The sequence below is a fragment of the Sciscionella marina DSM 45152 genome (assembly GCF_000379465.1).
Taxonomy (GTDB): Bacteria; Actinomycetota; Actinomycetes; order Mycobacteriales; family Pseudonocardiaceae; genus Sciscionella; species Sciscionella marina.
In genome coordinates, this window is record NZ_KB905403.1 from 267759 (window position 1) to 286863 (window position 19105).

Annotated in this window: 11 protein-coding genes; 1 reads left to right on the forward strand and 10 read right to left on the reverse strand. The window is 68.5% G+C overall.

Annotated elements, in window-relative coordinates; genetic code table 11:
• Positions 1-2: 2 nt before the first annotated feature.
• Genes A37U_RS0125995 through A37U_RS0126010 form a run of 4 tightly spaced genes read right to left on the reverse strand, consistent with a single transcriptional unit; the run spans position 3 to position 3170 of the window.
• Positions 3-827, reverse strand: coding sequence for an amino acid ABC transporter permease (locus tag A37U_RS0125995; protein WP_020499597.1), 825 nt, complete (start codon positions 825-827; stop codon positions 3-5).
• Positions 824-1462, reverse strand: a complete 639-nt coding sequence (locus A37U_RS0126000) for an amino acid ABC transporter permease (RefSeq protein ID WP_020499598.1) — start codon at positions 1460-1462, stop codon at positions 824-826. Before A37U_RS0126000 ends, A37U_RS0125995 begins: the two co-directional genes overlap by 4 nt.
• Positions 1463-1473: 11 nt before the next feature.
• Positions 1474-2400 carry a transporter substrate-binding domain-containing protein gene (locus A37U_RS0126005; RefSeq protein ID WP_020499599.1) on the reverse strand — a complete coding sequence of 309 codons (927 nt, stop codon included), beginning with the start codon at positions 2398-2400 and terminating at the stop codon, positions 1474-1476.
• Positions 2397-3170: an amino acid ABC transporter ATP-binding protein gene (locus tag A37U_RS0126010; protein ID WP_020499600.1), complete on the reverse strand. Its 774-nt coding sequence runs from the start codon at positions 3168-3170 to the stop codon at positions 2397-2399. The genes A37U_RS0126005 and A37U_RS0126010 overlap by 4 nt, the downstream gene beginning before the upstream one ends.
• A gap of 145 nt (positions 3171-3315) precedes the next feature.
• Here A37U_RS0126010 and A37U_RS45315 point away from each other — a divergent pair, with 145 nt between their 5' ends.
• Entirely contained in the window at positions 3316-4197 is an 882-nt protein-coding gene (locus A37U_RS45315) for a MurR/RpiR family transcriptional regulator (RefSeq protein ID WP_020499601.1), read from the forward strand.
• Between the two features lie 58 nt (positions 4198-4255).
• Here A37U_RS45315 and A37U_RS0126020 read toward each other — a convergent pair whose 3' ends face one another.
• The 6 genes from A37U_RS0126020 to A37U_RS0126045 form a co-directional block, all read right to left on the reverse strand.
• Entirely contained in the window at positions 4256-5323 is a 1068-nt protein-coding gene (locus A37U_RS0126020; RefSeq protein ID WP_020499602.1) for a class I SAM-dependent methyltransferase, read from the reverse strand.
• Positions 5320-6492 (reverse strand): glycosyltransferase, encoded by a 1173-nt coding sequence (locus tag A37U_RS0126025; RefSeq protein ID WP_020499603.1) that lies wholly within the window; start codon positions 6490-6492, stop codon positions 5320-5322. The genes A37U_RS0126020 and A37U_RS0126025 overlap by 4 nt, the downstream gene beginning before the upstream one ends.
• Positions 6493-6562: 70 nt before the next feature.
• Positions 6563-7399, reverse strand: a complete 837-nt coding sequence (locus A37U_RS0126030) for an alpha/beta fold hydrolase (protein ID WP_020499604.1) — start codon at positions 7397-7399, stop codon at positions 6563-6565.
• A 3-nt stretch (positions 7400-7402) separates the two neighbouring features.
• On the reverse strand, positions 7403-7717 hold the full coding sequence (locus A37U_RS0126035; RefSeq protein WP_020499605.1) for an acyl carrier protein: 315 nt from the start codon (positions 7715-7717) through the stop codon (positions 7403-7405).
• Positions 7718-7743: 26 nt separating this feature from the next.
• Positions 7744-11874 carry a type I polyketide synthase gene (locus tag A37U_RS45320; protein ID WP_020499606.1) on the reverse strand — a complete coding sequence of 1377 codons (4131 nt, stop codon included), beginning with the start codon at positions 11872-11874 and terminating at the stop codon, positions 7744-7746.
• A 7-nt stretch (positions 11875-11881) separates the two neighbouring features.
• Positions 11882-18538, reverse strand: coding sequence for a type I polyketide synthase (locus A37U_RS0126045; protein WP_020499607.1), 6657 nt, complete (start codon positions 18536-18538; stop codon positions 11882-11884).
• Positions 18539-19105 lie beyond the last annotated feature (567 nt).

Consider the following 19105-nt stretch of genomic DNA (forward strand, 5'->3'; position numbering starts at 1 on the left):
TCCTATGCGTGCTTGCCGACCCGGGAGGTGAGCCGTTCGGCGACCCGGGAAAGGACGATGTTGACGATGATGTAGAACAGCCCGACGCCGATGAAGGACTGGATGAAGTTGCCGGTGAACTCGCTGAGGATCTTGCCGTTGTTCAGCAGTTCGCTGAGCCCGACCACATAGCCGAGACTGGATTCCTTGATGGTGCGCACCATCTGCGTGATGAGCGCCGGGGTCAGCGCCCGCGTCGCCTGTGGCAGCACGATCAGGCCCATGACCTCGCGGTGCCGCAGCCCGATCGCCTTGCCCGCCTCACTCTGTCCGCTGCCGATGGACAGGATCCCGGCGCGCACGATCTCCGCGAAGATCGCCGAGGCATGTGCCACGATCGCGAGCACCAGCTGCCAGAAGGTCGGCAGCCGCAGGCCGAGCATCGGCATGGCGAACATGATGAAGAACAGGATCAGCAACAGCGGCATGGCGCGGAAGAACTCGATGAGCCCGGCGCAGGGCAATCGCAGCCAGCGGGAGCGGCTGATCCTGCCGAGCGCGAGCAGCACCCCGAGGATCACCGAGAGGGCCGTGGAAACCAGGCCGACGACCAGGGTCAGCCCGAGCCCGGTCGCCAGGAAACCCAGATAGTCGCCGTCCACCAGGATCGCCCAGCGGTCCGGATCCAGCTGTCCGGAGGCACCGAGGGCGATGAGCATCCCGGTGACCACGGCGAGCAGGACAACCGTCGCGATGATCGACACCGTCCGCAGGCGGGCGCGCGCCCGCGGGCCGAGCTGATCGAACAGGGCGTCGTCCGCCGTGCCGGTCTTCGCAGTGCTGTTCATCGCAGTACCCGCGCTTTCCGCTCGAGCAGCCGGACACCGAGGCTGACGAGCAGGTTGATGGCCAGATATCCGCAGGCCGCGGTCAGGAAGGCGAGCACCGGCTGGGCGGTGTCCAGATTGAACGATCGCGTTTCCAGGGTGAGCTCGGAGATCCCGACCGCGGCACCGAGCGCCGAACCGAGCGCGGTGTTGATCAGGATGGTGCCCAGTGGCTGCACCATGGCGCGCAATGCCTGGGGCAGCAGCACATCGGTGAGCACCCGCCGGAACGGCAGGCCGATGGCGCGCGCCGCCTCGATCTGGCCGCGGTCCACGATGCGGATCCCGGAGCAGACCGTTTCGCAGACATAGGCGCCGAAATAGCCGCCGAGGCCGAGTACGAAGCACCAGAACAGCGGGAGCAGCAGCCCGGCGTCCGGGAGCCCGAAGATCAGCAGCACCACGATCAGCAGCAGTGGCGAGTTACGCACCACGTCGACGTAGAGCCTGCCCGCGATGCGCAGCGGGCGCACCGGGCTGATCCGGAACACCGCGAGCACGATGCCGATGACGAAGGCGATCGGGAATGCGGTCACGGTGACCAGAACGGTTTCACCGAATCCCGCGAGCAGGTCTTCGCCGTATGAGCCGAACACGCAAGCCTCCTTCAGGAACCGGGAACCGAGCCGACGCGGGGTGGATGGGGTACGGGGCCGGGAGTCAGCACACCGACCGTGCACTCCCAGAGCTTGCGCCAGGTCCCGTCGGCCATGATCCGGTGCAGGAATTCGACGACCACCGACTTGAATGCCGGATCGTCCTTGGGTGTGCCGATCCCGAACGGACTGGAACCGAACGCGATATCGGTCATCCGCAGTTCCTTGTCGATCACGGATTTCCCGAGCAGCAGCGCGGTGTTCGCCGACCAGGCGACGACCCGTCCCTGGCGCACCGCGGACGCGTTCTGCGAGGATTGTTCGAACAGCACCGGGATGGCGTGCGGAACCTCCTTGCGCAGGGATTCCTCGGCGGCGCCCGGTTGCACGGCGACCCTGCGGCCGTCGAGATCGCTCAGCCGCCGGATATCCCGGTTGTCCGCGGCGACGAGCACGCCGGAATGCGCCACGTAGTAAGGACCAGCGAAGTTCACCAGCCGCGCGCGGTTCTCCTTGATGGTGTAGGTGCCGATGGCCACATCGACGGAATGGTTGCCGAGCATGGCTTCGCGGGTGTCCGAACCACCGGTCACCGTGTCTACCTCGGGCTTGCCGAGCAGGTACTTGGCGAGCAGTTGCGCGATACCCGCGTCGAATCCGGTGACCGCACCGGTTTTCACGTTCTCCAGCGCGAAACCGGGATTGGTCAGCGAACCGGATTGGCGCAGGTAGCCCCGTTGCCTGATCTCGTCGATGGTCGGGGTGCGCGGCAGCCGTCCGGCGACCGGGCCGTGGGCGATGGCGCCGGACTGGTCGATCGTGGCATAGCGCGGATTGCCCGCGGTGCGCTCGGTTTCGCTGCCGCTACACGAGGCCAGCAGCGGCAGCGCCCCGAGAGCGAACAGGGCGCTGCGCCGGTTGGGATAACGCGTGCTCACGAGGCGGGCCTGGTTTCGGTGTGCTCGAGAACCCTGGACAGGAAATCCCTGGCACGCTCGGTCTTCGGGTGCGCGAAGAAGTCCGCGGGGTTCCCGGACTCGGCGATGCGGCCATCGGCCATGAACACCACGCGGTCGGCGACCCGGCGCGCGAAACCCATTTCGTGGGTCACCACGACCATGGTCCTGCCCTCGGCGGCGAGTCCGGTGATGACGTCGAGCACCTCGTGCACCATCTCCGGATCGAGCGCGCTGGTCGGCTCGTCGAACAGCAACACGCGCGGGTCCATCGCCAAGGCCCGCGCGATCGCCGCGCGCTGTTGCTGTCCACCGGAAAGCCGCGCCGGGGGTTTGTCCGCGTGCTCGACGACCCCCACCCTGGCCAGCAGTTCCCCGGCACGCCGGTTCGCGTCCTGCTTGCTGCGCCTGCGGACCCGGATCGGGCCGAGCGTGACGTTCTCGCGCACCGTCTTGTGCGCGAACAGGTTGAACGACTGGAAGACCATGCCGATATCGGCACGCAGTTCGGCGAGCGCGTTGCCTTCCTCGGGCAGGGTCTTCCCGTCGAACTCGATCGTGCCCTCGTCGATCGGCTCGAGGCGGTTGATGCAGCGGCACAGGGTGGATTTGCCGGAGCCGGACGGCCCGATCACCACCACCACTTCGCCGGGTGCGATGTCCAGATCGATCCCGTCGAGCACCTTGGTCTCGCCGAAGGACTTGCCGACTCCGTTGAGTCGCACGAGTGGCTGTGTGTCAGTGGTGGTCATCGCCATCGATTCCCATCAGGTCCGGGGAGTGTGGGGAGAACTGTGTCGTGAGAACTACGGATTGTTTTGCAACTGGGGTCCTTGCTACAAGCACTGTAGTGGCAACTACGATACTGTCAATAGTTGTCGTGTAGACTTTCAAGCGATGGACGAGATCTCGTTCGCCGAACGGGTGGACAACCACCGTGCTGCGCTTTCCCCTGCGGAGCTGCGGGTCGTCGAGTACCTGCGGGAACACGCGCACGACGCGCTCTTCGCGACCGCCGAGCAGCTGGGCAGGCTCACCGAGACCAGTGATGCGACGGTCGTGCGTACCGCGCGCACCCTCGGTTACAACGGACTGCCCGAGCTCAAACAGCAGGTCGGCCGTTCACTGGTCGACGAGGTCCGTCCCTCGGTGCGGCTGCGCAGGCGCATCGAGCACACCGGCGAGGATCATGATTCGACGCTGCGTTATGTGTTCGCCGAGGCAATCGAGCGGTTGCAGGAGACGCTGCGCCTGGTCGGCGAGGAGGATGTGGCCGCGGCGGTGGAACGGCTCACCGCGGCAGCCGAGACCTTCGCCTTCGGGGTCGGTGTTTCGGCGCTGTCCGCGCGGTACCTGGCCAAACGCCTCAACCGGCTCGGCCTGCGCGCGCACGACATCTCCGGTTCCGGTTTCCTGCTCGCCGACGAACTGCTCACGATCACCGGGGACGCCTGCATCGTGTTGTACGCGCCCGGCAGGATGCTGACCGAATGCGAGGTGCTGCTGCGCCGTGCCGAAACGGTGGGCGCCTCGGTCGTACTGGTCACCGATTCGCTCGAGGCGCGGCTGCGCGAACGCGTCGGCGCCTGCCTGCAGGCCGTGCACGCGCCGAGCGGCAGCACCGGCGAATGCCTCGCGGCGATGACGGTCACCGATGCCGTCCTGCTCGCCGTGGCCGGACGCGATGAGGCGCGCGCCGAACGGACCTCCGAGCTGCTGACCGGGCTCCGTGAGCAGCTGGCCCCGGGCGCCAAGGACACCAAGCGCAGACAGCGCTGAATACTCGACTGGCCCAGCCTGGTGCGCGGCTGGGCCAGTCGGGTTCGTGTTCGGCGAATCAGGAGTTCTTGGCGGCGACGACCCGGTAGGCGTTGGAGAATCCGCGGTCCTTGAACAGTTTCATCACCGCCCGGTCCACCACGACGGACAGCACGAACAGCGGGATGGCGGCGATGATCGCCGCGGAGCGCAGCAGCTTCCTTGCCCGCGAGGGGGTGGGGATCCAGGGCGCGTTCTCGCCGGTACGGGTGGCGTTGTTCAGCACCAGCCACAGGGACAGCGGCAGATCGTCGCAGCTGCGGGATTCGTCGCGCTGTTCGACGACCACGGTGGCCCCGAGTTCGGCGAGCGCGGTGCGCAGGTTTCCGATCGAGACGAAGTTCAGGTGCTGCGGCTGCATCCACGGCAGCCACCAGCGACCCAGGAACCGGTTCCACCGGCATTCCGGATCGGGTACCTCGATGACGAGGTGCCCGCCGGGACGCAGCATTCGCAGCGCGGACTTCAGGTGCGCGCGCGGATCGGAGGTGTGTTCGAGGTAGTGGAACATGCTCACCGCGTCGTAGCTGTCGGCGAGCTGTTCGGACAGTTCGGTGATGTCCCCGCAGTAGCCCTTCTCGACCCGGCCTGCTTCCTCGGCCAGTTTGACGCCGTCGCTCAGGTCGAGGCCGTCGAATCGGGTTTGCGGGAACAGTTCCTTCGCGACCTGTGGGAAATGCCCGTGCCCGGTGCCGACATCCAGCCAGGTTTTGGGATCCATGACGGTTTTTCCCGCCTCGGCGCGGGACCGGTAACCCTTTTTGTTCTGTTCGAACACCGAGCCCATGTCCTGCTCGCCGAGGCCGTCGTAAAAGTCGCGGTAGTAGAACTCGAGGCCGGCATCGTTGAGCATCGGATTCTGGAAGATGTGCCCGCATGCCGTGCAGCGGTCCAGGTTGAACCTGCCCGGTTTGAGCTGGACCACGTCGTTGGAACGCACGTGCCTGCGCAGTCGGCTGGATTCGCACCACGGGCAGGTTTCCCTGCGTGGCTCGAAGAATCGCTCGGTGCCGTCCGCGAGGTCAGCACGGTACACCGGCCGCCGTTCTTCAACCATGGCCGCGTGTTCGGCTTTTTTCGAAGTCATAACGTTATCCTTCCGGTTACCTTGGCGGGGACTTCCGCCAGTTCTGCTGCTGCGGTGGGCGCTCCGCCCGCGGCCTGAAATGAGTCCCGGATGCGCAGCGCACTGTCTCGATAGGACGGTTCGGTGAGTACCTCGTCGATGGCCGCGCCGATCCGCTCGGCTCCGGATCTGGCGAACCGCAGACGTACCCCGGCCCCGGCCTCGACGACCTGTTTGGTGACGACGGGCTGATCGTCCCGGATCGGTGCGAGCGCGAGCGGTAGCCCGTGCCACAGCGTTTCGCACACCGTGTTGTGTCCCGCGTGGCAGACCACCGCGTCCACCTGCGGCAGCACGGAAAGCTGGGGAACGTGCCCGCGGACGAGCACGTGCGGCGGCTGCGGGCCGAGCACGCCGCCCGGGTCCACGATCACCGCCCGGATATCGCGCTCGGCCAGCGCCGTGGCGCACCGGGAGAGGAAGTCCCCGCCCGCGTCCACATTGGCTGTACCCAACGTGACGAGTACCGCGGGACGCTCGTCTTTCCAGGTATGCCAGGGAAAATCCGCGTCCGCGGGGCGCTCGGCGATGGACGGTCCGACGAACCGGACCGTCGGCTGGGGTTCGTGTTCCGGGCCGAGCAATGCCCGGGTCGTGAACGCGAGGACCAGTGTCGGGGAGAACTGCGGATCGATGACCCGCGTGGCATGGCCGAACCGTGCCCACAGCCCGTCGAGCTGATCGCGTACCCAGGCTTCGATCTTGGGCAGGCCGATCAACGGGTCGTCGAACGCGGCGGATGTGGTCGCCGAGGTCACCCACGGAATGCCGAGCTGCTCGGCGACCAGCGCACCGGCGAAGGCCTGCTGGTCCACCACGAGCACATCGGGACCGAATTCCTCGACGGCCGCGAGCACACCGGGAACCATGGCTTCGCCGAGTGGAATGAGGAAACCCTCCCACAGGTAGCGGAGCGCTTCCACGTGCCGGACCTGTGGCGGGCGCCGCCCCAGTACGACCTCGGTGCTGCAGTCGTAGATCGGATGACGGTCCCCGGCCAGGGTGCGCACCATCTCCGCATCGCCGACCCAGGCCACCTCGTGCCCCGCTTCGGCGAGACAACCGGCTACGCCGACGGTCGGATTGATGTGCCCGACCAGTGGGGGCACCACGAAAAGAAACCGGCTCATCGCTCTCGTTCCCTGCGGGAGCTCGGCGCTTCGCGGTGGCGCTGTGCCGACAATTCGCTCGCAGGCTCGCTCATCGCGTGTGCTCCCCTTCTGATTCCGGCGCGCCCACCGCACTGTGCTGCGGCCGGTGCCGGTTGATCCACGGCACCATCAGTTCGCGTACCGACTGCGGTGCCTCGGCGAGCACCGAGTGATCCCTGCCCTCGATGATCGCCACCTTGCAGGAGGGAAGTAACCGGGGCAGCCAATCGGCCACCTGGACCAGATCCGATTCACTGCCGAAGATGGCCAGGACCGGGCAACCGATCGCGGCGAGTTCCGCTTCGCCGAGCAGCGGACCGCGCGGGATCTCGCTGGCCATCGTGGTGGCGGTGAAGATCTTGCCCGCGGCCACGCTGCGCCGGGCGGTGTGCGCGCCGCGATTCTCGCTGATCCAGTTCAGCACATCGGGATGCAGCAGGTGATCGGTCGCATTGCCGAGCAGTTCGCGCAGTTTCACCGACCAGGCCCCGGTCGCGGGCTCCGATTCGATGACGACCAGGCTGGCGACCCGTTCCGGATAGCGGTGCGCGAAGCTGAACGCGACCGTGCCCCCGAAACAGTTGCCGACCAGGTGCACGGGTCCGGTGATCGCCAGCTCGTCCAGCAGCCCGGCGAGGTCCGCGACGGTGTCCCCCAGGGTGTAGCCCTGTGCCGGGCGCTCGCTTTTGCCGTGACCGCGCAGATCGTAGGTCACCACATGGAAACCCGCGGACGCGGCGGGCGCACCGAGCGTGAAGTAGAAGCTGGCCAGGCTGTCCCAGCCGAGGCCGTGGATGAACACCACGGTCGGCTGCTCCGGCTCGGTGGATTTCGCGGCCAGCCGTTGCACGTGCAGGCGGGCACCGTTGGCGGTGACGAACGGCATCGGTCAGTGCTCCTCGCCACCGAGCCGGCGCACGATGTAGGTGACCAGATCGCCGACGGTCAGTGCGATGATCGCCTCGAGGTCGAGCTCGGCGGCGAACTCGGCGAAGTTCACCTTGTCCCCGTACCGTTCGGTGAGCAGGTTGCCGAGCATCACCAGGTCGATGCTCTCCATGCCGAGGTCCTCGTGGAAGGTGTCCGCCATACCGACCTCGGTCGCGGTGAGCTCCATATCCTCCAGCACCTGCGCCAGCATGTCCGCGATCTCGGCGAGCACCTCTTGTTCGTCGGCCACCGTGGCCAGTTCGCTCTCGGTCATGACGTCCTGCCTTTCAGATGTGCTGTTCATGCCTCGTCGGTGGTCCAGGTGACCAGGTAGTCGCGGTCCGCGCGCCAGGGATCGGTCACCCGCGCGTATTCCGGGTGTTCCGCCGTGAATCGGGTCTCGGCCACGGATTCGGTGACCGGCTCGATGCCGATCCCGCGATCGCTGCCCGCCGGACCGGCGATGGCCACGGCGACCTCCCCACTGTGTGCCGCGCGGACATCCAGTTGGGGGAGCGGATCACGGCAGACCCCGTGCACCACGGCCTGGCCGTCCGCGTGCTCGCGCACCCCGATCTCGGCGGGGTACAACGGCCCCCATCCGTTGTCCCACAACCAGATGCGTGCCGCGTCCTTGATCGCGATCCGGTGCAGCAGCCAGGCGCGCCGTTCCCGCGGTGGCAGGCTGTCGTACTCCTCGCGCTCGCCGAGGCCGAGATGGTTGCGCAGCACGAGTTCGCGGCTGGCCAGATCCGTCCAGTGCTCGGAAAGCAGCACCCAGCCACCGTTCTGGCGCCGGGAAAGCGTGTTGCGTTCGGGCCACCGTTCCACGACGACCGTCTGCGGTGAGTTGTCGAACCGCCGATCGGTCCAGTCGCCGAACTCCGCCCACACCCGGCCGTCGATGGACAGCTGCGCTTCGGCGACCACGGTGGTGTCGGTGACGGCGGTGATCCGGACCGTGCAGTGCAGCCGTTTCCCGGGCTGGGGATGCGGGCCGTGGAACCGGATCCGGCTCAACCGTGCGGGAAAGACCGAGGCGCGGCTGGGCAGGGTGGCCACCACCCAGTAGCCGAGCACCTGGCCGACATTGTCCAGCAGGGCGCCGGGTGCCTCCGGCGTGAGCAGTACCGCCCGGGCATGCCGTGCACCGATCGCGAGCAGTTCCACGACCCCCTGGAACCGGGGCCCGTGGAACATCCACCGCCTGGTGTAGAGCTCGGCCGCGGTCATCTCCGGGGCGCGCTCCTCGGCCGGTTTCGGCCAGGCGGCCGGGGATTCCGCGGGGTGCCGTTCGGCGAGTTCGGCCACCAGGCTCGCGTGCTCGCCGATCCGCACCTCCATCAGGTTGTCCCCGACGGGGCGGCCGGTCACCGGGAGCTCGGTGGCGGGAATGGCCGTGATCCACCGGTTCAGCACGACATCGCGCAGGCCGATCACCACGCGGCCGGGCGCGGCCTGCTCGACGAGCCGCATCAGGTGCTGGATCATCGTGGTGGCGGGCAGCACCGGGAACTGGTCGGCGAGTTCGGGCCAGTCCGCGCGCTGCCGGAAGAAGCAGTGATCGAGCAGGTACGGCATGCCCTCGACGGACACCCGCAGCTGCGTGCTGAATTCCCGGAGCGTGGCCGGGGAGGTGTGCTGTCGCGCCGCCAGCACGGTGCCGACGGTGTCCGCGGTCTCGTGCAGCAGGGCCCGGAATTCCGCCGCCATCGGGGAGCTGGCGGCCACAGCGTCCAATGCGGACGAATCGGACAGTCCGCTGGTGCGCGGGGTACTGAGCAGCGAACGCAGCGAGTCCCGGGTGGGGGTGTCCAGGGCGACCGTGGGGCTGCCGAGGTTCAGCCGCATCGAGTGCCGTGGCCCGGTGCCCGCGGATTCCAGTGCTGCCACGGTGTCCGGGCCACCGGCTGCCCATACCGCGGCGGCCACCCTGCGCAGCTGGGCCATCCCGGTCCGGCGTCCGGAGCTCGCCGCGACCGCGAGGTGTTCGCAGTCCTGCAGGGTGTCCGTGACCAGCGAGGTGAGCTGCCCGGTCCCGGCCTGCACGAACACCCGGTATCCCGCCTGGTACATCGCGGTGATCAGCTGCCGGAACCGGACCGGTTCGAGCAGGTGTCGGACGAACAGTTCGCGCACCGCGTCGGCGGATTCCGGATACGGTTCCGCGGTGGTCGCCGACCAGATCGGCACGCTCGGCCGGTGCAGTTCCAGGCGGTCGGCGTTCTCCCGGATCGGGCCGAGATAGGGCGCCAGCATCGGGGTGTGGAAACCCGAACGGAACGGCAGCACCTGGCACATCACCTGGTGTGCGCGGAATTCCGTCACGAAGGCGTCCACCTCCGCGGCCGGTCCGCACACCATCGACTGGTTGGGCGCGTTGTCGTGGGACAGCGTGATGCCCGGGTGTTCGGCGAGCGCTTCGCGTACCCGTTCGGCCGAGGTTCCGATCGCCGCGAAGGCCACATCGGGCATCCTCAGCGAGTCGGGATCATAGGTGTCGAGGAATTCGTCGATGGCCTCCGCGCGGTGCAGTCCGCTCGCGGTCATCGCGGTCCATTCACCGATGCTGTGCCCGGCAACCCCGTCCGGGGTGATCCCGATCTTGCGCAGCACGCCGTCCAGCGAGCGGCCGAGCTGGGCCACCGCATGTCCGTGCCGCCCGGTGTTCCCGACCAGCGAGCCGCCCGTGTCGAAGGTGAACCCGAAGCGGCGCGCCACATCCTCGACGTTCGGCGTGAACTCCGCTTCCAGCCCGGGGAACAGATAGGCCAGTTTCCCGCCGTCACCGAGCAGCGGCGCGGGATAGAACCAGACATCGTTGCGGCCGCGCCAGGAACGGGTATCGCCGGCCCGGCCGAGCAGCTTGCGGGCCAGTGCGAGCCGTTTCTTCGTCGGGTCCACAATGGACAACCTGCTCGGACCGGATCCGGTTGCCGTGCCACGGATCTCGGCGTCCTCGCGGTCGAGCACCCCGGCGAGCGCGTGCGGATCCGGCGCGGCGAGCCGCAGCACCTGCTCCGGTTCGGTGACCGTGATGCGTGCCCGTGCCGCGGCGTGCGCGTGTTCCTCGAGCACCACGTGTGCGTTGATACCGCCGAAACCGAAGGCGTTCACCGCGGCCCTGCGTGGTCCGTCCGCGTCCCAGGGCCGGGCGGTTTCGGTCGGCCGGAACCGGGTTTCGGCCAGCTGTGGGTGCGGATCGGTGCAGTGCAGGGTGGGCGGCAGCGTCCGATGGTGCACGGCGAGGGCGGCTTTGATCAGTCCCGCGATCCCCGCGGCGGGCATGGTGTGCCCGATCATCGACTTCACCGAACCGATCACCGCGGGCTCGCCCGCGCCGAACACGGTGGCGAGCGTGGCCAGCTCGGTGCCGTCCCCGGCCGGGGTCGCGGTGCCGTGTGCCTCGAGCAGTCCGACCGAATCGGGCTCGGCGGGGTCCAGTCCGGCGCGCTCCCATGCCTGGCGCACCGCCCGCACCTGACCGCCGTGGTCCGGATTGAGCAGACTCGATCCCTTGCCGTCGCTGGAAACCCCGCTTCCCCGGAGCACCGCGTAGATCCGGTCGCCGTCCCGTTCGGCGTCGGCGAGCCGCTTGAGCGCTACGACCCCGGTGCCCTCGCCGATGAGGATGCCGTCCGCGTCCCGGTGGAACGGGCGGATCCGTTCGCTGCGGGACAGTGCCCCGAGTTGGGCGAACACGCTCCAGAAGGTGATGTCGTGGCAGTGATGCATGCCGCCGGCGAGCACCAGATCGCAGCGGCCACTGTGCAGCTCGCCGATCGCCTGGTCCACGGCGACCAGGGAGGACGCGCAGGCGGCGTCCACGGTGTACGCGGGGCCACCGAGATCCAGCCGGTTCGCGAGCCGGGACGCGGCGAGGTTGGGTATCAGCCCGATCGCCGATTCGGGTTGGTTCGATCCCAGTTGCGTGCTGAATGCCCCGCGCACCTTGTCGAGCTGGGCGGGGCTCAGTTCGGGAAGCAGTTCGCCGAGGGTGTGCACCAGCTGACCGGCGATGCGCACCCGCTGGTTGTACCGGGCCATGCTGGGGCCGATGTAGCCGCCGCGGCCGAGAACCACGCCGATCCGGTCTCGCTCGGGCAGCCGCTCCGCACCGCCGCTGTCCTCGATCGCCTGCGCCGCGACGTGTAGCGCGATGAGCTGATCGGGTTCGGTATCGGCGACCGAGTTCGGCATGATCCCGAACCTGGTCAGGTCCACCTCGGCGTGTTCGTCGATGAACCCGCCGCGGCGGCAGTAGACCAGTTCGGCCGCGTCCTCCGGGTGATCGCGCTTGGTGGTGTCCCAGCGACCGACGGGGACCTCGGTGATCGCGTCCACCCCGGCGCACAGGTTGGCCCAGTAGGAGTCCAGGTTTCCGGACCCCGGGAAGAGCGCTGCCATACCGACGATGGCCACACCGGTCATTCCCGGCTCACCAACCCGAAGCGGTGTACACCACCGCGTTGTTGCCCTGCTCGCCCCAGGCCAGCTCGCGCAGCAGCGCGAGCACGCCCTCCTCGGGGTCGATCAGCCGGATACCGCGCCTGTCGTACTCGCGCATCAGCTCTCGCGTGACCATGCCGTCGTGGTTCCCGGTGGCCGCCCACGGTCCCCAGTGGACGGTCAGCGCACGGTTCCCGGTGCGTGCCGCCCAGTTCGCGCCGATCGTCTCCAGGGCGTCATTGGCGGCTGCGTAGTCGGCCTGGCCACGGTTGCCGTACACCGCGGCGATGCTGCCGAAGAACACGGTGAACGAAGGCTTGGTGTCCAGACTGGTCAGCTCGTCGAGCAGGGCCCGCGCGCCGCCGACCTTGGTGTCGTACACCCGGCTGAAGGATTCGAGGTCCTTCTCCGCGATCAGCCGGTCGGCGAGCACCCCGGCGGCGTGCACCACGCCATCCAGCCTGCCGTGTTCCGCGTGCACCTGCTTGACCAGGCTGGCCACCGCGTTGCCGTCCCGGACATCCAGGGTGTGGTACTCGGCATCGGAACCGAGCGCGCGGAGTTCGGCGAGGGTACCGGAAACCTCGCGCTGAGCCAGGATTCTGGACACCTCGCGCTCGACATCGGCCGGGCTGCGTACCCCGGTTCGGATCACCGCGCTGCGCAGTTCGGCCGGGGTGGTCGCGGCGGCGATCGCGGGATCCTCGGGACCGTCCGGCGGCGGGGTGCGCCCGGCGAGGTGGATCCGGCACTGGCTGCTCACGGCGAGCAGACCGGCGAACCGGGCGGTGATCCCGCGGCCGCCACCGAACAGCAGTACGACCGAATCCTGGTCGAGCCCGATCGCCCGCGCCTCGCTGACCCCGGTGCCCGCGGGCCCGGATCCGTTGGTGGCCAGGGCACCGAGCGAGGCCTCGACCGGTTCGAGGCCGTACCGATCCGATCCCGAGCGCCGCACGACCGGGGCCGGTTCGGGGCGGCACAGCTCGTCTGCCACGGAAGCGGCCAGCTCCGCCGGTGCCGTCTCCGGATCGAGCTCCACCAGGCGTGCCAGGGTGTCCGGGTATTCGCGCGCCACGGTACGGAAGAAGCCACGTAGCCCGGCCGAGTGCCCGGCGCCGCCATCCGGGCCGAGTGCGATCAGCCACCGGGCACCGTTGCCCAACGCGGTGCGGTACAGCGGAAACGCCTCGGGGAGCGCCTCGGTGTCCACATCGGACAGGTGACCGGCGTGGATCAGTCCGTCGACGTGTTCGCTTGGTTCCTGGTCCGCGGCGCCCCGCAGCAGCTCGGCGCCGTGACGGGCAAGTTCGCTGCCGAGCGCTTCGGCGAGCCGGTCCTCACCCACGAACAGGAACCGCTTGTCCGGCAAGGAATCCGGCGCACCGGTCGCGGCGGTCAGTGGTACCTGACGCAGCTCGAATCTGCGCGGGGCCTCACCTGTGACCGGCTCCGGGGCTTCCTCGGTGACGGGCTCCGCGGTTTCCGGTTCGCCGTCGAGCCGTTCGGTGAGCCAGGATGTGATGGCCGCGATGCTGCGCGCCTTGGTGAGTTCTTCCATCTGCTCATCGGCCAGGGTGCCCTGGATGCCGAGCCGGGTGCCGATCTCTCCGGCGATCTCGGCGCGCTTGATGGAGTCGATGGAGAGGTCCGCTTCCAGATCGAGCTCGGGTTCGATCATCTCGGCTGGGTAGCCGGTGCGGTCCGCGATGACGCCGAGGACCACGGCGGGAATGTCGGCGGCCGGTTGTGGTTCGGTGTGCTGTTCGGCAGCGGTTTTCGTTGCCGCCGGGGCCGGAATGCTCTCCACCGTGGGCAGTTCCGGGTTCGGTGCGGGGACGGCGTCGAGAGTGGGCCGGGGTGCGGCGGTTCCTGCGGCGGGGCCGAGATAACTCAGCAGGACATCCCGTTGCGCGTTGACCATTTCCCTACTGCTGCGCAGGAATTCGGCTATCAGCGCTTCCGGATCGCCTGGACTGCCGTTGGAGGGGCGGGATGAAAACACGGTGTTCTCCTGTATACGGCGTGCGGGAGCCAGTGCACCGGCCGGAATCTCCCCGGAGGCGTTGCGCACCAGCTGGCCGTTGACTGTCCACTGTGGATTTTTGGTTCGGGTGGCCGTTTCCGGGTCCACCGCGCCGCGACCGTCCACCAGCCACGCGGTGCGCGGTTCGGCTCCGGCAACGGCGAGCTGGGCGAGCGCGAACAGCAGGTCGGTGATGTCCCCGCGGCGGCCCGGCTGGGTCGTGATCATCCGGTGTGGACGGTCCTTGAGGATCTTGGCCACGAACCCGCTGAGCACCGCTCCGGGCCCGGTTTCGACGAACACCCGCACCCCGGCCGTGTACATCGACTCGATCTGCTCGACGAACCGCACCGGATTGGCCAGTTGCGCGGCCAGTTCGGCGCGGATCGATTCCGGCCGATCGGGGTAGGTCTTGGCGGTTCGGTTGGCGTACACCGGAATCTCGGGCTCATGTACCGGCTCCCCGGCGAGCGTCGCGGCGAAGATCCGTTCGCTCTCGGCGACGAGCGGGCTGTGGAACGCGCAGGCGACCGGGATCCGTTTGGCGCCGAGCCCGCTTTCCCGGAATCGGTGCACCGCCTGCTCGATCGCCTCGGCCGGTCCGGAGATCACGGTCTGTTCCGGGGCGTTGTGGTTGGCCACCACGACCTGCTCGGTGAGCCCGAACTCGGCCAGTGACAGCGCGACCTTCTGGTGCGCCGCGGAGACCGCGGCCATCGCGCCCGGTTCGTCGCCGACCGAGTCCAGGATGGCCTCGGCGCGCCGTTTGCTCAGTGCCACCAGGGATTCCGGCTCGATCGCGCCCGCCGCGGTGAGCGCGACCAGTTCACCGTAGCTGTGCCCGGCGACGACCGAAGGCGTGACCCCGGCCCGGCCGAGCAGTTCGTGCACCGCCAGCCCGGTGATCCCGAGCACCGGCTGCGCAACCCTGGTATCGGTGATCCGTTCCGTCTGCGCGGCACGCCCTTCGGCATCGAAGGCGGTCGCCGGGTGCAGCAGGTCCGCCAGCTCCTCGCCGAGTTCCAGATAGTGGTGCAGCTCGGGGAACGCGACGAACAGCGCGGCGAGCATGCCGACCCGTTGACTGCCCTGCCCGGGGAAGAGGAAGGCCAGTTCGCCCTCGGGTTGCCGGTCTTCGGCGCGGAACAGGCCGGCGGCCGGATCGTGTTCCCCGGCCAGCGCGCGGTGCAGTAGCTCGGTGAGGTTGCCGGGATCGGTGGCGACCACGGCGATCCGCACCGGTGCGGTCTGCGCGTCGGTGCGCAGTGCGGTGTTCAGCGCGAAATCCCGGAGCCGCCCGGTTTCGTCGGCCGCCAGCAGATCCAGCAGCTGCCGCACCGAGCGCTGCGCTGCCTCCTCGCTCGCACCACGGAACACGAACAGCTCGGCGGGCCAGTCCGGCAGCGCGTGCGAGGGCGGCGGTCCCTCGTGACCGCGCAGTACGACGTGGAAGTTGGTGCCACCGAACCCGAACGCGCTGATCCCGGCGACCCGCTCGCTCGGCGCGGTCGCCCACGGACGCGCCTCGGTGTGGAAGGCGAACGGGCTTTGCTCCGGATTCCAGGACGGGTTGGGTTCGCTGAGGTTCAGCGTCGGCGGGCGGATTCCGGTGTGCAACGCGAGTGCAGTCTTGACCAGACCGGCCAGGCCTGCCGCACATTTGGTGTGCCCGATCTGCGATTTCACCGAGCCGAGCACACAACCACCCGGCCGGGCACCCGCCTCGGTGAACATCTCGGTCAGGGTGGCCAGTTCGGTGCGGTCACCGACCACGGTCCCGGTGCCGTGCGCTTCGATCAGCTCGACCTCGGACGGGGCGATGCCCGCGTTGCGGTAGGCGCGCTCCAATGCGGCGCGTTGCCCTTCCGGCCGGGGCGCGGTCAGGCCGAGGGATTTGCCATCGCTTGCCCCGCCGACCCCCTTGATCACGGCGTAGACCCGGTCGCCGTCGCGCTCGGCATCGGCGAGCCGTTTCAGCACGAGGCAGGCCACACCCTCGCCGAGCGCGATGCCGTCGGCGGACTGGTCGAAGGTGCGCGATCTCCCGGTCGGGGACAGTGCCTGCACCGAGGAGAACAGCAGATAGTCGTTGATGCCGTTGTGCAGATCCGCGCCACCGCACAGCACCATGTCGCTGCTGTGCGTGGCGAGCTCCTTGCAGGCGATGTCCACGGCGGCAAGGGAAGACGCACAGGCCGCGTCCACCGTGTAGTTGGTGCCGCCGAGATCGAGCCGGTTCGCGATGCGCCCAGCGATCACATTGGCCAGCGCCCCGGGAAAGGAATCCTCGGTCAGCTCCGGCAGTTGCCCGGCCAGCTCCTCCGGCAGCTCGCCGAGATAGGCGGGCAACACGGTGCGCAGCACGGATGCGTTGGACAGATCGCTGCCCGACTCGGCACCGAACAGCACCGAGGTCCGTGCCCGGTCGAACACGCGGTCGGCGTAACCCGCATCGGCGAGCGCCCTGCGCGCCGACTCCAGCGCGAGCAGCTGCACCGGCTCGATGCTGCCGAGTGCCGAGGGCGGAATCCCATAGCTGAGCGGATCGAACGGGATCTCCGGCAGGAATCCGCCCCATTTCGAGGATGTGGTGCCGGGTTCGCCGTTCTCGGAGTAGTAGATCCGCGGATCCCAGCGTTCCCCCGGAACCTCGGTGATCGAGTCCACGCCGCGCAGCACATTGGACCAGAAAGTGTCCAGATCCGGCGCGCCGGGCAGCATCGCCGCCATCCCGACCACGGCGATGTCCACCGGCTCGGGTACGGCGGATTCGGCCGTACCGCCGAGCGTTTCCCGCAGCCGCGCCGCGCGCTCGCCGAGGAACGCGGCCGCCCGCTCGGTCACCGTGCCGTGCAGTTCGGCGATCGTGGTCACCCCCGCGCGCAGCCTGGCGACTTCGCCCGCCATGAAAAGGCCCTCGCCGCGTTGGCGTGCTTCGCCGACCTCGACGAGTTGTTCGCCGCGGCGTTCGATTCCCTTGCTGGCGATCCGCAGCCGCCCGACGTTCAACTGTTCCAGCCGCTCCCACAGTTCGCGGCCGGTGACCCCGTTTCCCCGCAGTTCGTCTTCGGTTGCGTGGAAGTCCTCGGTGAACGGGCCGCTGACGCATCTGGTCGCGTGGCCGGGCGCGGTTTCCAGCAGGTCGGTCCGCTCCGCGCCGAGCACCTGCTGCTGGAACAGCGGCCGGATCGCGCCGTGTGCCACGGCTTCCTCGGTGAACAGATAGGCGGTGCCCATCAGCACTCCGACCGCGACCCCCCGCGCGGCCAGTGGTGCGGTCAGCGCGGCCACCATCGCCGCGGACCGCTCGTCGTGAATACCGCCGGCGAACAGTACCTGGAGTTCACTCGCCTGCTGCCCGTTGTGCTCCAGGAATTCCTCGAGCACCGCGAGCTGCGCTTCCCACAGGGTGAAGCTGTTCTTCGGCCCGATGTGCCCGCCGCACTCGGCGCCCTCGAAGACGAACTTGCGCGCGCCCGCGGCGAGGAACTGGCTCAGCAGTCCGGGCGAGGGCACGTGCAGGAAGGTGGCGATGCCCGCGTCCTCGATCGCGGCCGCCTGGGTCGGCCGCCCGCCCGCGATGATCACGTGGCTCGGCCGCTGCTCCCGGATGACCTCGAGCTGCGCGGTCCGCGTCCGCTCGTCGGCGAAGCCGAGAATGCCGACGCCCCAAGGCCGATCGCCCACCTGTTCCCGGGTGCGCCGCAGGATCGCGCGGGACTGTTCGGCGGTGGAAAGAGCGAGCGCGATGCACGGCAGCCCGCCCTGGGCGGCGACCGAGGCGGCGAAATCCGCCTCATCGCTGACCCTGGTCATCGGGCCCTGCACGACCGGAAGCCGGGTGCCGAGTGCCCGGCTCAGCGCCGAACCGGGGCGCAGCGCGTCGGCCGAACCCGGGTGCGCCGCTTCCTCGATCGCCGTGCGGACCGCCCGGATGGCGTTGCCGATGTCCTGGTGTCGGCGGGCGAATCCGGCGGCAAGACAACCGTCCTGGCCGACGGCGATCGGTTCCCCGACCGCCTGACTGTGCAGCACCTGTCTGCCGTTCTCGGCCACCGGTTCCGAACCGTCCATGGTGCGCAGTGCCTTGGCCACCGCGACCGGTAGCCGCACCTCGGCGAGCAGTGCGAGCTGGCTGTCCAGGACCACCCCGGCGGCGCCACCGAGCACCGCGGCGGCCGCGGTGTGCGGACCGATACCGCCCGCCGCCCACACTCCGACGGCAACCCGCTCGTCCGCGAGCAGTTGCTGGAGCAGGACGAAGGTGCTGAGTTCGCCCGCCCTGCCGCCGCTTTCGCTTCCCCGTGCGATGAGCCCGTCCGCGCCGGATTCGACGGCCGCCACCGCTTCGTCCAGGCTGACCACTTCGACCAGGACCCGCCTGCCGGTCAACTCCTCGGTGCGCCAGCTCGCATCGGCGGTGAGTACGACCGTGTCCACGCTTTTCGCGTCGCACAATGCGGTGAATTCGTCCACCGAAAGAGTGCAGTCGCCCGAGACGCGCACGCCGATCGCGCCTGGCGCCCAGCGCATCGCCTGCGCGAGTGCCCGCCTGGAACGCCGGCCACTCGCGCCGAGATCGAGCACCCCCAGCTCGCCCGCTGCGCACACCGCTGCCACAAATCGCGGATCCGGTAGCCCGAACGGGCAAATACCAATGACGAACCCACCCTTTGAGGATATGCCTGGCAAAGAAGTCTCCCCGTTTCATCGATCGCAGTTGACGACGCTACCAGTCAACGTGACGCGGAAAGCGGACTCTACCACCATTGTTTGATGGATACGACACGATCGTCTGTCTCCCCAAAAGCCGTGTAGACAGCAACCATTGCAAGGGGAAAAAGGATCGATGAACAATACACCGATAGTGTGACGTCGATCGGTCTGCCGAATTTTCCATTCTGCCTTGTTGGTAAATGAGTGGGCGTGCTTCAGAGCTCAAGCATCCTGGCTCTGGTGGCACGAATGTGCTTCGATAGCTGAGTGTGAGGGAAACTCTTCGGTACTCACTCCAAAGTGTCGCGTCGTCGACGAGTGGGGCTTTCGGAATGCCGGTTCGGTGTCCCGAATCGAAATGCACAGAGTTTCACTGGTCGTTCTACTAGTCGTTGCGTGCAGCCGGTTCGGCCGGACTTTGCCTGGCATTATTGGCACCGATGTCTGACACACAAGAACTGATTCGGGCCC